11 protein-coding genes and 1 pseudogene are annotated in these 12,717 nt (G+C 58.7%); 6 read left to right on the top strand and 6 right to left on the bottom strand.

Features of this window, described 5'->3' with window-relative positions; genetic code table 11:
* Window positions 1-91: 91 nt before the first annotated feature.
* A complete protein-coding gene (locus FYJ43_RS11320; protein WP_154564983.1) occupies window positions 92-895 on the top strand; it encodes a sterol carrier family protein in 804 nt (267 codons plus the stop codon).
* A gap of 29 nt (window positions 896-924) precedes the next feature.
* Here the strand turns inward: FYJ43_RS11320 and glnA are convergent, their stop codons facing one another.
* Window positions 925-2,226: a type I glutamate--ammonia ligase gene (gene glnA / locus FYJ43_RS11325; RefSeq protein WP_154565142.1), complete on the bottom strand. Its 1,302-nt coding sequence runs from the start codon at window positions 2,224-2,226 to the stop codon at window positions 925-927.
* A gap of 103 nt (window positions 2,227-2,329) precedes the next feature.
* Between glnA and FYJ43_RS12365 the strand changes: the two are divergent.
* From FYJ43_RS12365 to map, 3 genes and pseudogenes are all read left to right on the top strand, one after another.
* Window positions 2,330-2,398, top strand: a pseudogene (locus tag FYJ43_RS12365) (hypothetical protein); the annotation flags it as partial.
* Window positions 2,399-2,797: 399 nt separating this feature from the next.
* A complete protein-coding gene (locus tag FYJ43_RS12370) occupies window positions 2,798-3,199 on the top strand; it encodes a hypothetical protein (protein ID WP_229771762.1) in 402 nt (133 codons plus the stop codon).
* A 201-nt stretch (window positions 3,200-3,400) separates the two neighbouring features.
* The gene (gene map / locus FYJ43_RS11335; protein ID WP_326833617.1) at window positions 3,401-4,255 is read left to right on the top strand and encodes a type I methionyl aminopeptidase; all 855 of its coding nucleotides are present in this window, start codon (window positions 3,401-3,403) and stop codon (window positions 4,253-4,255) included.
* A gap of 6 nt (window positions 4,256-4,261) precedes the next feature.
* On the opposite strand, the gene FYJ43_RS11340 is transcribed toward map, so the two are convergent.
* The 5 genes from FYJ43_RS11340 to FYJ43_RS11355 form a co-directional block, all read right to left on the bottom strand.
* Window positions 4,262-6,043 (bottom strand): dipeptide ABC transporter ATP-binding protein, encoded by a 1,782-nt coding sequence (locus FYJ43_RS11340; RefSeq protein ID WP_154564987.1) that lies wholly within the window; start codon window positions 6,041-6,043, stop codon window positions 4,262-4,264.
* The gene (locus FYJ43_RS11345) at window positions 6,040-7,707 is read right to left on the bottom strand and encodes an ABC transporter substrate-binding protein (RefSeq protein ID WP_154564989.1); all 1,668 of its coding nucleotides are present in this window, start codon (window positions 7,705-7,707) and stop codon (window positions 6,040-6,042) included. Before FYJ43_RS11345 ends, FYJ43_RS11340 begins: the two co-directional genes overlap by 4 nt.
* A gap of 72 nt (window positions 7,708-7,779) precedes the next feature.
* Window positions 7,780-8,652, bottom strand: coding sequence for an ABC transporter permease (locus tag FYJ43_RS11350; protein WP_229771763.1), 873 nt, complete (start codon window positions 8,650-8,652; stop codon window positions 7,780-7,782).
* Window positions 8,616-8,765, bottom strand: a complete 150-nt coding sequence (locus tag FYJ43_RS12375; RefSeq protein ID WP_229771770.1) for a hypothetical protein — start codon at window positions 8,763-8,765, stop codon at window positions 8,616-8,618. Before FYJ43_RS12375 ends, FYJ43_RS11350 begins: the two co-directional genes overlap by 37 nt.
* Complete coding sequence (locus tag FYJ43_RS11355) at window positions 8,762-9,775, bottom strand: ABC transporter permease (RefSeq protein WP_154565146.1); 1,014 nt, start codon at window positions 9,773-9,775, stop codon at window positions 8,762-8,764. Before FYJ43_RS11355 ends, FYJ43_RS12375 begins: the two co-directional genes overlap by 4 nt.
* A gap of 428 nt (window positions 9,776-10,203) precedes the next feature.
* Between FYJ43_RS11355 and FYJ43_RS11360 the strand changes: the two genes are divergently transcribed.
* Window positions 10,204-12,483 (top strand): carbon starvation CstA family protein, encoded by a 2,280-nt coding sequence (locus FYJ43_RS11360; protein WP_154564991.1) that lies wholly within the window; start codon window positions 10,204-10,206, stop codon window positions 12,481-12,483.
* On the top strand, window positions 12,480-12,695 hold the full coding sequence (locus FYJ43_RS11365; RefSeq protein ID WP_154564993.1) for a YbdD/YjiX family protein: 216 nt from the start codon (window positions 12,480-12,482) through the stop codon (window positions 12,693-12,695). The genes FYJ43_RS11360 and FYJ43_RS11365 overlap by 4 nt, the downstream gene beginning before the upstream one ends.
* Window positions 12,696-12,717: the final 22 nt, after the last annotated feature.

The raw sequence follows: 12,717 nt of genomic DNA on the forward strand, positions 1-12,717 counted from the left end.
GCACCGATGTGTCGCTCAGTCGTCACGCCACCGTCAAATGGGTGTACGGTCCGTGCAACTCGGTACTTCTAGTTTTGTTGAGGTGACGATTATGGCAGCACGCGCGCAACGCGGCGTGAGGCGGTTGGCAACCACGTGGATAGCGACCGCCCGGTGTTTGCTGCCCCAACGTGAAACTGGCAGCTTGGGCCCCGGCGAAGCCCGGCTATGGGGGCGGCACCACATCGCCCACCTTATGGTGATCTTCACCGATACCCTGCAAACGGTCACGACACCGACCACCATCAGGCCAATGACCCTGGCCCAGGTGATTGACGAGCGTCGCAAAGCCACCGGTACATTGGCACACATCGGCCACGAGGTCATTGCTGACGACACCGCTACCCGGCTAGTCGGGCAGGCTCGCCGCCTCCTGGACGAAGTCGAGTCAGTATTACTCGCTACCCCTGGGCCGTCAGCAACAGTAGATTCCCTAGTAGGGCCAGTGCGGGTGACCGACCATCTGCGGGCTACCCTGCTCGCCATGGCCGCTATGGGCTTGCACGACGGCATCGATATTCCGTCACCAGCGCTTATTGAGAGCTGCCGCAGCTTGTCAGCTGTTCTCGATCAAACCCACGGCGGTCGCACGATTGAGCTTCGGGTACCGCCTGCGTGTGCAGTTCAGTTGGCTGCGACCGAGTCGGGGCCCAGCCACCATCGAGGCACCCCGCCAAATGTGGCCGAAACCGACCCCGTCACCTTCCTTCAGTTAGCCACCGGCTTTTCACACTGGTCAGAAATGCGGTCGGCAGGACGGGTTCAGGCCTCTGGGTCTCACGTCGACGACGTCGCAAACGTCCTCCCAATAGTCGATATGGCTGACGTTTTTCGCGTCATTCTCGCTGACGACTAATCGGGCGCTGATTCAGATAACACCTCTATTTAAAGGTGCGGTAGGTAACGATCAAGCTCAAACTGGCTGACCTGCCGGTTGTACTCTTCGAATTCCGCCCTCTTATTGCGCAAAAAGTAGTCATACACGTGCTCGCCGAGCGTTTCGGCCACGAGTTCGGACTCCTCCATGCAGCGGATAGCACCACCCAGGCTTTGCGGCAGCCGCTTGATGCCCAGTGCGTGGCGCTCCCGAGCTGACAACTGCCACACGTCGTCGGATGCTTCCTCTGGGAGCGGCAATTCCTTCTCGATGCCATCCAGGCCGGCCGCAAGCATCAAGGAATAGGCCAAATACGGGTTGGCAGCAGAATCAATAGAGCGCAACTCCACCCGGGCCGAGGAAGCTTTATCGGGCTTATACATTGGGATACGGACCAAAGCCGAACGGTTATTGCGACCCCAACAAATATAGTTGGGCGCTTCGCCGCCACCGGAGAGCCGCCGGTAAGAGTTCACCCATTGGTTTGTCACAGCTGTGATCTCCGGGGCATGGTGCAAAAGACCAGCGACGAAATGCTTCGCAACCGGGGACATGCGGGCTTCATCAGCCGCGTCATAGAAGGCGTTGGTGTCTCCCTCAAAAAGGGATACGTGGGAGTGCATACCCGAACCGGCGTGATCGGTGAAGGGCTTAGGCATGAACGTCGCTTTGATGCCTTTCAGGGACGCGATCTCCCGGATGACCACCCGGAACGTCATGATGTTGTCGGCCATCGTCAGCGCATCGGCGTAACGAAGATCAATTTCGTGTTGCCCCGGAGCGGCTTCGTGGTGACTGAACTCCACCGATATGCCCATCTGCTCCAAAACGTTTATCGCGTCGCGCCGAAAATCGGTGCCCGCACCGAGAGTGGTGTGATCGAAGTAACCGCCGTTATCCAGCGCCACCGGAGATTCTCCAGGACGGTGTTCATCGTTGAGCAGATAAAACTCGATCTCGGGGTGAACGTAGAACGTAAAACCCATGTCAGCAGCACGACTCATCGCCCTTTTGAGGACGTGTCGGGGATCTGCTGCCGAAGCGGTTCCGTCAGGATTGGTGATGTCGCAGAACATCCTCGCGGTGCCGGTGCCCGTGCGCCATGGCAGAACCTGGAAGGTAGCCGGATCAGGGTGGGCCACCATGTCTGCCTCGTAGAGGCGGGCATAGCCCTCAATAGCTGAGCCGTCGAAACCTACTCCCTCGGCGAACGCCCCCTCAACCTCAGCTGGGGCAATGGCAACGGATTTCAGAGAGCCCAGCACGTCAGTGAACCACAGCCTCACGAAACGGATATTGCGTTCCTCCATGGAACGCAGGACGAATTCAGTCTGCCTGCTCACCCTTTCAGTGTGCCTGGTAGATGTTTCGAGCGGGTAACAAGGTGGTGCATGGCGTCTGTAGACTGCTGATATGGCTTCGGGTCCTCAGGCGGGGTGGTATCGGGACCCTGACGGCACCCCGGGTCGCTATCGCTGGTTCGACGGCGAGCGGTGGACCGACCGCACGACGGCCTCCCCCGATTCCACCACACAACCAGGCGGAAAAGGCCGCAGCGATCATGGCAACGGCCGCGATTCTCGGTGGCTCTGGGCCATCATCGTCGTCATCCTTGTTGGCGCTGTCATTGTCGCGTTCGCGTTGCGTCGTGGCACATCCCACGATCACAGCGCTGAACCTGATCTCAACTCGTCGTCTCCGAGCGTCTCAGCCTGGAACGAACGATCGAGCTCTCCGTCTGCCAGCTCCTCAGCCGTCACCTGTCCGCAAGGCCATCATCCGGGTAGCCAGGATTCTCGTGATGGTCGTCTGCATGGCGGCGGGGTCTCCGTAGAGTCCATTCCTAACTGGCGTCACGATAATCTCGCCTTGCCATGGGTTATGGGACAGTCAGCACAGATCGACGACGTCTATCCCGGCTGGATGAGCGTGTCGGGAGTTGGCGGGTTACCGGTTGCCGAAGGATTCTCTGATCCTCAAACAGGCGCATCAATGATGATGGATTGTTTCGCCAGCTCCGACTATTACACGGGGTATTCGGGACAAAAGGAAATTCATTCGCAGGCTTTGACGATCGACGGTCATCCGGCGTGGTGGAAGCGCAGTGAGGTCTATGTCTCACTACCCAACCTGCCCCAAGTGCGTGGCGATGTCATTGACGTCGTGGTCGTCAACACCGGCCAAACTGACTTTCTCGGGATGTACTTTAACTCCGCCACGATCGGCGATTCAGCTCGTCAAGCCCTCGTCGACCACGCCCGAGAATCTCTCAAGGTGGACTAAGCGGCGTTCACGCGCAGATCGCTATCCCCACCCGTTGCCTTGGAATCAGCGCGAAGCGCGGTAGTGCCCTAGACGATTCGACGATGCCGCACCCACTGCCACGACGCCTGCACCGCCCCGACGCATACCCGGCATCTATCGACGACACTATCGGAGAACACGAGGCGAGAACGACGTCCCCACGACCTAAACTGGACCGACGTGAGTGCCATCAAGCCATATCCACAGAGTCCTCGTCGTCACGTTCCCGGCAGTATTGCCCGTCCCCCCTATGTCGGGTTAGGCGACGTCCCGGAGGACTACAACGGCTCCCATGTGCAAACGCCCGAAACGATCGCCGCCATGGAAGAAGCCGGTCGGATCGCGTGTGGTGCCATGCACGAGGCTGGAAAAGCTGTGGCACCCGGAGTCACCACCGATGAACTCGACCGCATCGCCCACGAATACATGTGCGATCACGGCGCATACCCATCGACCCTTGATTACCGCAATTACCCCAAATCCTGCTGCACCAGCGTCAACGAAGTCATCTGCCACGGCATTCCTGACTCCCGCCCGCTGGAGGACGGCGACATCGTCAAAATCGATGTCACCGCCTATAAAAACGGCGTGCACGGCGACAATTGCTACACCTTCCCCTGCGGAAACGTCAGTCAGGAGTCTCTAGACCTCATTCAGCACACCGAAGAGTCCATGAATCGGGCCATCAAAGCCGTCAAGCCGGGCCGATCAATCTCCATCATTGGCCGAATCATCGAGAATTACGCCAAGCGCTTCGGCCACGGCGTGGTGCGCGATTACACCGGCCATGGTGTCCACAGCGCCTTTCATTCCGGTCTCATCGTTTTCCATTACGACGAGCCACGCTATGACGTCACCCTTGAGGAGGGCATGACACTAACCATCGAGCCAATGCTCACCCTGGGGGATCAGGCCAACCATCAGTGGGACGACGGCTGGACCGTCCTCACCAACGATGGATCGCGCTGCGCCCAATTCGAACAGACCCTTGTCGTCGAACGGAACGGAGCACGCATTCTCACCACCCTGGACTGACGCTCCTCAACGTCTAACGCTCGCGGCCCGGCGAGCTCGCTGTATCGCCGGGTCAGGGATGGGGACGGCACTGACCAAAGCGCGGGTGTAGTCCTCCCGCGGATGCGAGAGCACCTCGACGGTTGGCCCCTCCTCGACGATCCGGCCCCGGCTGAGCACAACCGTGCGGGCAGCGATCTGCTCAATGACTGCCAAGTCATGGGAAACGAAGAGACAGGCAAACCCCAATTCAGCCTGCAAACTGGTCAACAGTTTAAGTACCTTCGCCTGCACCGACACATCGAGAGCACTCGTGGGCTCATCAGCGACGACCAGCCTGGGCTTTAACGCCAAAGCACGGGCGATCGCGACTCGCTGACGCTGCCCACCGCTCATTTGATGGGGGTACCGGTCTGCCATCGAATGCGGCAGTTCCACCTGGTCGAGAAGTTCGCGCACCCTAGCCCGCCTTCGCGCCGAATCGAATGTGGAATGCAGCATGAGAGGTTCCGCAATCGAGGCACCGACGGTGCGTCTTGGGTTCAGAGCTGACGCTGGATTCTGGTACACCACCCCAGTACTGCGGCGAACCGGAAGCAACGCGCGTCGAGAGGCGCCGGCCACCTCAACCCCAGCTACCCGGACTGACCCGGAGGTCACCGGTACCAGCCCGGTGAGAGTGCCAGCGATGGTGGATTTTCCAGAGCCGGACTCCCCCACCAATCCCAGTACTTCCCCTGGCGCAATAGTCAGGCTCACACCGCGTACCGCGTGCACCGATCGGCGTCGCCGGGCACGGTGGACGACGTCGAGATCTGTGACCTCAACGAGTGGCTGCTCCGGCTTCGTCGGTGAGGAGACGACCCCAATCGGTGCTGGCTCACCGCTCCCAGCCCCACTGGGGTCGGCCTGTGGGCTAAGAGTCCGTCGCAGCGCATCGAGCCGAGGTACGGCGTCGAGAAGCTGGCGGGTATAGGAGTGTTGCGGATCGTTGAAGATCTTATCGACGCTACCGCGCTCAACGATGTGGCCCTTCTGCATGACGGCGACCTCGTCGGCAATGTCGGCCACCACGGCCATGTCATGAGTAATCAGTAGTACCGCCATGCCCTCGTCGGTCAATTGGCGCAATAGGTCGAGAATCCCAGCCTGTACCGTGACGTCGAGGGCTGTGGTGGGTTCATCAGCGATGATTACCTTCGGGTTGCATGCCAAGGCCAGTGCCACGCACGCGCGCTGCAACTGGCCTCCGGACAACTGGTGCGGATAGGAGCCGGCGATCCTTTCAACGTCTGGCAACCCAACGCGGCCTAGCAGCTCATGAACGCGAGCGCGTATCCGAGAGCGTGACCGAGGCTCACGAGAGTGCCTCACAATCACTTCACGGATCTGGGCACCAATCGTCAAGAGCGGATCGAGCGCGCTAGAAGGCTCTTGAAAAATGGTCCCTATTACCCGGCCTCTGACATTGTCGAGCACCGACCTGTCGGCACCTATCAGCTCTACGAATGCCCCGTCGCGATTATCGCCGGGTTCATCACAGCTCAACAGCACCGATCCAGTCACTGTCGCGGCCTGGGGCAGCAAGCCGAGGCTGCCTAAAGCCGTAACAGACTTCCCCGAGCCGGACTCCCCCACCAGCGCCAGTACTCGCCCAGATACGAGGTCGAGATCAATTCCCTCGGATGCTGCCACCGACGATCCGGAAAACCTCACCGTCATCCCTCGCAGGCTCAAAACAGCATCCGAATGCCGAACCTGCTGTGCGGTCGCCGAGGTGGGAGCGCTGCCCTGCTGTGCCTGGCTCATCGTCCCTGAGCCCCCACGACAAGGTAGTTCGGATAAGCAGGGAAGGGATTGACAAAGAAACCGCTCACACCTGATCCATGCAGAAAAGCATTACGCCGATACACCAGCGGTACCACTGGAACATCTTGGGCGATTCTCCGATCAATCTGTGCCCATTTCTCCTTGGCCTCATCCATCGGAAGGGCAGCCACGTCACTGAGCATCTTGTCCACCTCAGCATTGTGGTAACGCCCAAGGTTGAAGCCTCCTGAGCCAATCTCACTAGAGGCAAATAGCGGCTGTAAATTAGCATTAGCCGACGGGTAGTCGGGGTTCCATGACGCAATGGTTAGATCGTAATCGGAACCATCGGATTGAGTGACTTTCTCAACCCACGTCTCATTCTCGACGGGGTTGATTTTAACGGACAGATTAGCCTTTTGCAGCGCCTGGCCGACGGCCTGAGCGAGGGCCATCGTCCCCTCATCGTTGCTTACCAGCAACACGAGTTGACCCACATTCGTCCCATTGAGGAGTTTCTGGGCCTTCTCCGTGGATTCTGGGTACAAGTTGTATTCCTGCCGTCCCGGAATACCTGGTGTGATGTACGTTGTCGCTGGAGCTGCGCCAATCTCGCCTCCCAGAGCCGTTGCGGCAGCCTTGCGATCTACCGCGTATGCGATGGCTTGGCGCACTTTGATGTCCTTGACCCGCTCGACGTTGATTGCCAAATACTGCAACGGACCGGCACTACCGACGGCTAGCCTGGCCTTAGCCTGCGGATTAGACGTCACCTGAGGCAGTCGTGCCGGAGGCGCCATATCCGCCCCAAAGGAGTTGTGATCATCGGCAGAATCATCGATAAGTCGTTGAGCAACCACTGAGCTTTCCTGCCCCAATGAAAATACGATGGTGTCGGGCAGGGCGGTGCGCACGTCGTCAGAGGATGGCGTCCATTTCGGATTGCGCTTGAGAGTTGCAGCAACGCCCTGTTTGTAATCAGCCACTCGATACGGACCAGACGCTACTGGTTTACGAGTATAGGTCGTGGGGTTGTCACCGAGAGGCACCGGGGCAAATGCCGGCATTGAAACAATCCACGGCCAGTCACCAAACGGCGCCTTCAAATGGAAGATAATCGTCTTATCATCAGGCGTCTCAATGGATTTCAAATGCTGGCCCTTATACGGGCCAGTGTATCCGGAGGTACCGTCAAGCAGTGTCTTGTGGTAGCCGAGGCCGCCAGCCAAGGAGGCCGTAAACGTGCGCTCGACACCATGGCGAATTTGCGTAGACGTGATAGGCGACCCGTCCTCAGCCACTAAGCCATCTTTGAGGGTAAAGGTCCACGTTCGGCCACCATTCGAAGCCTTGCCCGTGTCGGTAGCCAAGTCAGGGACGACCTTGGCCTCCTTCCCCTGAACGATCCGCCAACTGGTGAGACGACGATGCACCAGGGCCAACGAGGTGACGGCCATGCCCTGACTGCGGCCAGGATCCCAATTAATGTCAGTGTCCGACGTGAGCACCGTCAGCGTCCCGCCCTTGGTAGGCGTAGCTGAGCTCGTCACAGAACGCTCATTAGCCCCGCAGGCGCTCAGTACCGCGACTGTAGCGCCGACCCCTGCCCCACGCAGGAAGCCGCGTCGGGACAGCGAGGAAATGGAATATATACTGGAACCCATTATTCTCATCCTTTTCGCGAGTTAGTATAATGTGAATTTGTGGTGTTGTTCTGCACAGCGAAGTGCCAACATTCAGACCCGCGGGTCGATTGCTGCCACGACGATATCCGCTAGCAAGTTCATTCCGATAATCGCTAGCGCAGCCACTAATGTGACCCCCATGACAAGCTGAATATCGGTCGCCCCAACTGCATCCATAAGCAATGCGCCAAGACCTTGGATAGAGAAAACTTTTTCAGTAATAACAGCGCCGCCCAATAATCCACCCAGATCGAGGGCGAAATAGGTAAGAACAGGCACAGAGATGCTGCGCAGCACGTGATTCGCAAGGACGCGTCGTTCCGATAGACCCGCAGCTCGAGCAGTACGCACGTAGTCCTCATCAAGCGTTTCAAGCATCTCACTGCGAACCATCCGGGTGTACACCGCCGCTGAGAGAACGGCAAGCACAGTCCAGGGCAGGACGAGATGCCACAACCAGTCAACTGGGCTCACGGAAAACGGCACATATCCGGACACCGGGACAATGTCAGCCTTAAATCCAAGCAACAGAATTCCGAGCAGGCCTACCAGATAGGCCGGTGAGGAAATCCCTAAGACTGTTCCCGTCATAATCGTGCGATCCAAAACACTACCCCGGTGTAGGGCAGAAATGATGCCAGTCCCCACCCCAATAATCATCCACAATACCGCAGCCCCTAAAGCCACAGATATGGTGACTGGAAGCCGGTTTGCGATGAGATCGGTGACTGGCGTCGACAGCCGAAATGAGTACCCCAGGCATGGCGCTGAGCAGTGAATAGCATCAGCCCCAGACCCATATGTAGTTCCGGCAACAATCCCAGAAAGGTAGTTCCAGAATTGCTGATACCACGGCTTATCTAAGCCCATATAGGACCGTGCGAGAGCTAGATTCTCTGGGGTGCACGGCTTACCGCATGCCAACTGAGCTGGATCAGCGGGGAAAACTCGAAGATCGCAAAAGTGATGAAAATGATGACCACGAGCACGGCAAGGGTCTGCACCAGACGAGAGGCAAGGAAACGTACGCGATTCATCGGGCCTCACCCAACCTCGGATCAATAGCGTCACGTAGGCCGTCGCCAAAGAGGTTGAAAGCCAGAGTGACCAGGAAGAGCGCACCACCAGGAAACAGCAAATACCACGGATCCGTATTGACCCACGTCACCGCCGATCCTATAGATCGGCCCCATGACGGAGTTGGTGGTGTGACGCCCACTCCCAGGAAGGACAGCGCGGCTTCCGCGCCAATCTTCCCAGGAATGGAGATAGTGGTGAAAACGATGATTGTGGCCACCAGATTGGGCAGCATTTGTCGCACCAAAATGTGTAGTTGACTCGCCCCCATCGCCTGCGTCGCGCGGATGAACGTGCGCGACCGCAACGACATCGCTTGACTGCGCAGCACTCGTGCCGTAGAGGGCCATCCCAGCAGTCCAATAATCAGGACCATGACTGTCACGCGTGGCGCGGTGGCAGGAATGACCGCCGAGATCGCGATCATGAACACCAGCTGCGGGAATCCCAAGATGACGTCTGTGCCACGAGACGCCAAACCGTCCCACCAACCGCCAAAGTATCCAGCGGTTACCCCGACGATGATGGCGATGATCATCGAAAGGATGGTCGCCCCCATACCGATGAAAAATGACGTTCGAGTTCCTTCGACGACGATGGCGAATAGATCTCGGCCGGTCTGGGGCTCCACCCCAAAGGGATGGGCCATACTGATCCCGCCCATCGGACCGGCTGGCAACCCGCTCGCATCGAGCGCCGACAAATCGTAGCTATATGGGTCGAGACCGAGCATCCGGGTAATGGGCGTGGCCAGGACCGCCACGAGAATTGTCACTACCACAATGACTGCGCCGAACATAGCTGACCCATTGCGCCGCAGACGACCCCATACTCCACTCGGTGCGACCCGACCAATATCGGCAGCCGGCACCCGATTCGAGCTGGCTTCGCCACTGAGGGGAGACGGCGAACTGCCCGACACAACGTCACGGGCAGGTGGGATATCAGTCGCGGCATCCGTTTCGGACATGCTCACGGATACTCCTAGGTGGTTGGGAAGAGACAGGAATAGATAGGCGTGAATGGGAGCTGTGTTTTAGTGACAACAACACATCCGCACGCACATGAGCTCTCTTCTCCAAGATCTAGCACCAACGACTCACCACTGTGAGCCGCCAACGCTGAGAACATACCACTCTGCGAGACGAGGTCTCAAATATTACCTGAGAGGGATGATATAAGTAGTCGCGGCTCACCACGGCGGCGCAACGGGGCCACACCTACCCGTCACGCCATGGCCCACCTATTCCAGTGACCTGTCGATGGCGTAGCCTTTCGAACGGATTTCGCCGGACCAGGGGATGGGCGGCACGATCCTCACCACCCGACGACCTCATCGTGTGGTCTCACTGCATAGTCGCACCACACGATGGCACCGAATGACAACTGGAGGTCATTATGGGCACCGTCCCACCTCGTAAGCACCCAGACATCCCCGAAAGCATGCCTGCCGTCAGCCTGACGAATGAGGAACGAGCCCATCAGCAACGATGGACACCGCTGCGCGTCACGATCTGGATCCTCATTTCCGCAATCGCTGGACTAGGTTGGTGGATGCTCGCCGTGCGCCGCGGCGAAACAGTGAACGGCATCTGGTTCGTTTTCGCGGCGGTCGGTTCGTATTTCATCGGCTACCGGTTCTACGGCAAATACATTCAAGACAAGCTCGTCCATCCCGACGACAACCGGGCTACGCCAGCCGAATATGACTACAACGGTCGGGACTTCGTTCCCACGGATCGTCGCATCCTCTATGGCCACCACTTCGCCGCTATCGCTGGCGCTGGCCCCCTCGTCGGCCCGGTGCTCTCAGCCCAGATGGGCTACCTACCCAGCACGATCTGGATCATTGTCGGCGTCATCTTGGCGGGCGCCGTTCAGGACTACCTCGTCCTGGTCATCTCGATGAGACGCGGTGGGCGTTCCCTCGGCCAGATGGCCAAGGACGAGCTGGGCCGCTTCGGCGGTATCGCAGCGCTCATCGCCACACTGACGATCATGCTCATTATCGTGGCCATCCTGGCGATGGTCGTCGTCAACTCCTTGGCCGCTTCGTCGTGGGGAGTGTGGAGCGTCGGCTTAACCATTCCGATCGCGCTACTGATGGGCTTTTATTTGCGGTACCTGCGTCCCGGTAAGGTCCTTGAAGTCTCCATCATCGGCATTGTCCTGCTCGTGCTGGCCATCGCATCGGGGGCCTGGATCGAGAACACCGCCATTGCTAGTGCCCTTCACCTGAGTAAGCCGTTCCTAGCGTGGGCAATCATCATTTACGGGTTCGTCGCCGCAGTGCTCCCTGTATGGATGCTGCTAGCCCCTCGTGACTACTTGTCCACCTTCATGAAGGTCGGCGTGATCGCCATGTTGGCGATCTCCATCGTCATCGTTCGCCCGGTCATTAGTGTGCCGGCAATGACGGTCTACGCCACGAACGGGGCGGGCCCAGTGTTTTCCGGAAAACTGTTTCCTTTCCTCTTTGTGACGATCGCATGTGGAGCGCTATCGGGATTCCATGCCACGATTTCGTCGGGAACCACTCCGAAGCTCATCGAGAAAGAATCCCAAGCGCGCCTTATCGGCTACGGCGGCATGCTCATGGAGTCATTCGTAGCGATCATGGCTCTCGTGGCCGCGCTGTCGGTGGACCGCGGCATCTACTTTGCTATGAACTCACCGGCCGGAGCTACCGGAAACACCGTGGAATCCGCCGTCGCCTACGTCAACTCGCTGGGACTATCCGGTGTACACACCGACGCCAACTCGCTAACGACGACGGCCAAGCTCGTTGGCGAAACCTCAATCATCAGCCGGACTGGTGGCGCCCCCACCCTGGCTGTTGGCCTTGCGACGATCATGCACAAGATCTTCGGCGGCGAAGCCATGATGAGTTTCTGGTACCACTTCGCAATCATGTTCGAGGCCCTGTTCATCCTTACCTCGGTTGACGCCGGAACCCGTGTCGCGCGGTTTATGCTCTCCGATGCGCTGGGTAACTTCTGGCCACGCCTCAGGGACCACTCATGGAAGGTGGGCTCCTGGCTGACTACCGCAATCATGGTGGCTGGCTGGGGATCAATCCTGCTCATGGGCGTCACCGATCCGTTGGGAGGCATCAACACCCTCTTTCCGCTCTTCGGCATCGCAAATCAGCTACTGGCGGCTGTCGCCTTGTCGATCTGCTTGGTGGTGTTTGCCCGGGCCGGCCATACCTGGCGGCTACTTATTATCTTCGTGCCGATGCTGTTCACTGCTGTCATCACGGTGTACGGGTCTTGGCTGAAGATCTTCTCCCCTGATCCTAAGATCGGTTACTGGGCCAACCACATGGCTTACAAGCGCGCGATCGCTGCGGGCAAGACATCACTGGGACAAGCCAAGAATATCGACGATATGCACACCGTCGTCGGTAATACAGCCGTCCAAGGCACGATGTCGATCATCTTCGTCGTCTGTGCCGTCATCGTCATGGTCGTTGCCTGTATCCGTACCGTCCAGGCACTACGCGGCCGCAACATCATCGACACCGAAGATGCGGCGCAGGCCTCCAAGATCTTTGCGCCTAGCGGCCTCGTTCCGACCAAGGCCGAGAAGGATCTACAGGCGGAGTGGAACGCGTTCTACGAAAAGCACCCCGAGCTTGATCTGGAAAGTGTCCACAAGAGCAAGGAGCACGCATGACCGCCGCTCCCCAGCACCGGCCCACTGACCCGCTGTGGCAGCGGTGGTGGTCATCTCTGAGGTGGTGGGTGCGCGGAGTCACCGGCGCCGACGCCTACGACAACTACCTCGAATGGTGCCGTCGCACTGGTCACGAGCCGATGTCGGAAAAGTCGTTCTGGCGTGACCAATGCGATCGTCAGGACCGCAATCCTCAGGCGCGCTGCTGCTAAGTGGCCATTGCTCACGTGCCCG

The sequence above is a fragment of the Cutibacterium porci genome (genome assembly GCF_009696315.1).
GTDB lineage: Bacteria > Actinomycetota > Actinomycetes > Propionibacteriales > Propionibacteriaceae > Cutibacterium > Cutibacterium porci.

Bases quoted from the DNA above. Each gene is read 5' to 3' on its own strand.
- FYJ43_RS11320 (WP_154564983.1), top strand. From the start codon at position 92: ATGGCAGCACGCGCGCAACGCGGCGTGAGGCGGTTGGCAACCACGTGG.
- FYJ43_RS12370 (WP_229771762.1), top strand. From the start codon at position 2,798: ATGGGACAGTCAGCACAGATCGACGACGTCTATCCCGGCTGGATGAGC.
- FYJ43_RS11355 (WP_154565146.1), bottom strand. From the start codon at position 9,775: ATGTCCGAAACGGATGCCGCGACTGATATCCCACCTGCCCGTGACGTT.
- glnA (WP_154565142.1), bottom strand. From the start codon at position 2,226: ATGGAGGAACGCAATATCCGTTTCGTGAGGCTGTGGTTCACTGACGTG.
- FYJ43_RS11360 (WP_154564991.1), top strand. From the start codon at position 10,204: ATGGGCACCGTCCCACCTCGTAAGCACCCAGACATCCCCGAAAGCATG.
- FYJ43_RS11365 (WP_154564993.1), top strand. From the start codon at position 12,480: ATGACCGCCGCTCCCCAGCACCGGCCCACTGACCCGCTGTGGCAGCGG.
- FYJ43_RS11345 (WP_154564989.1), bottom strand. From the start codon at position 7,707: ATGGGTTCCAGTATATATTCCATTTCCTCGCTGTCCCGACGCGGCTTC.
- FYJ43_RS12375 (WP_229771770.1), bottom strand. From the start codon at position 8,765: ATGAATCGCGTACGTTTCCTTGCCTCTCGTCTGGTGCAGACCCTTGCC.
- FYJ43_RS11340 (WP_154564987.1), bottom strand. From the start codon at position 6,043: ATGAGCCAGGCACAGCAGGGCAGCGCTCCCACCTCGGCGACCGCACAG.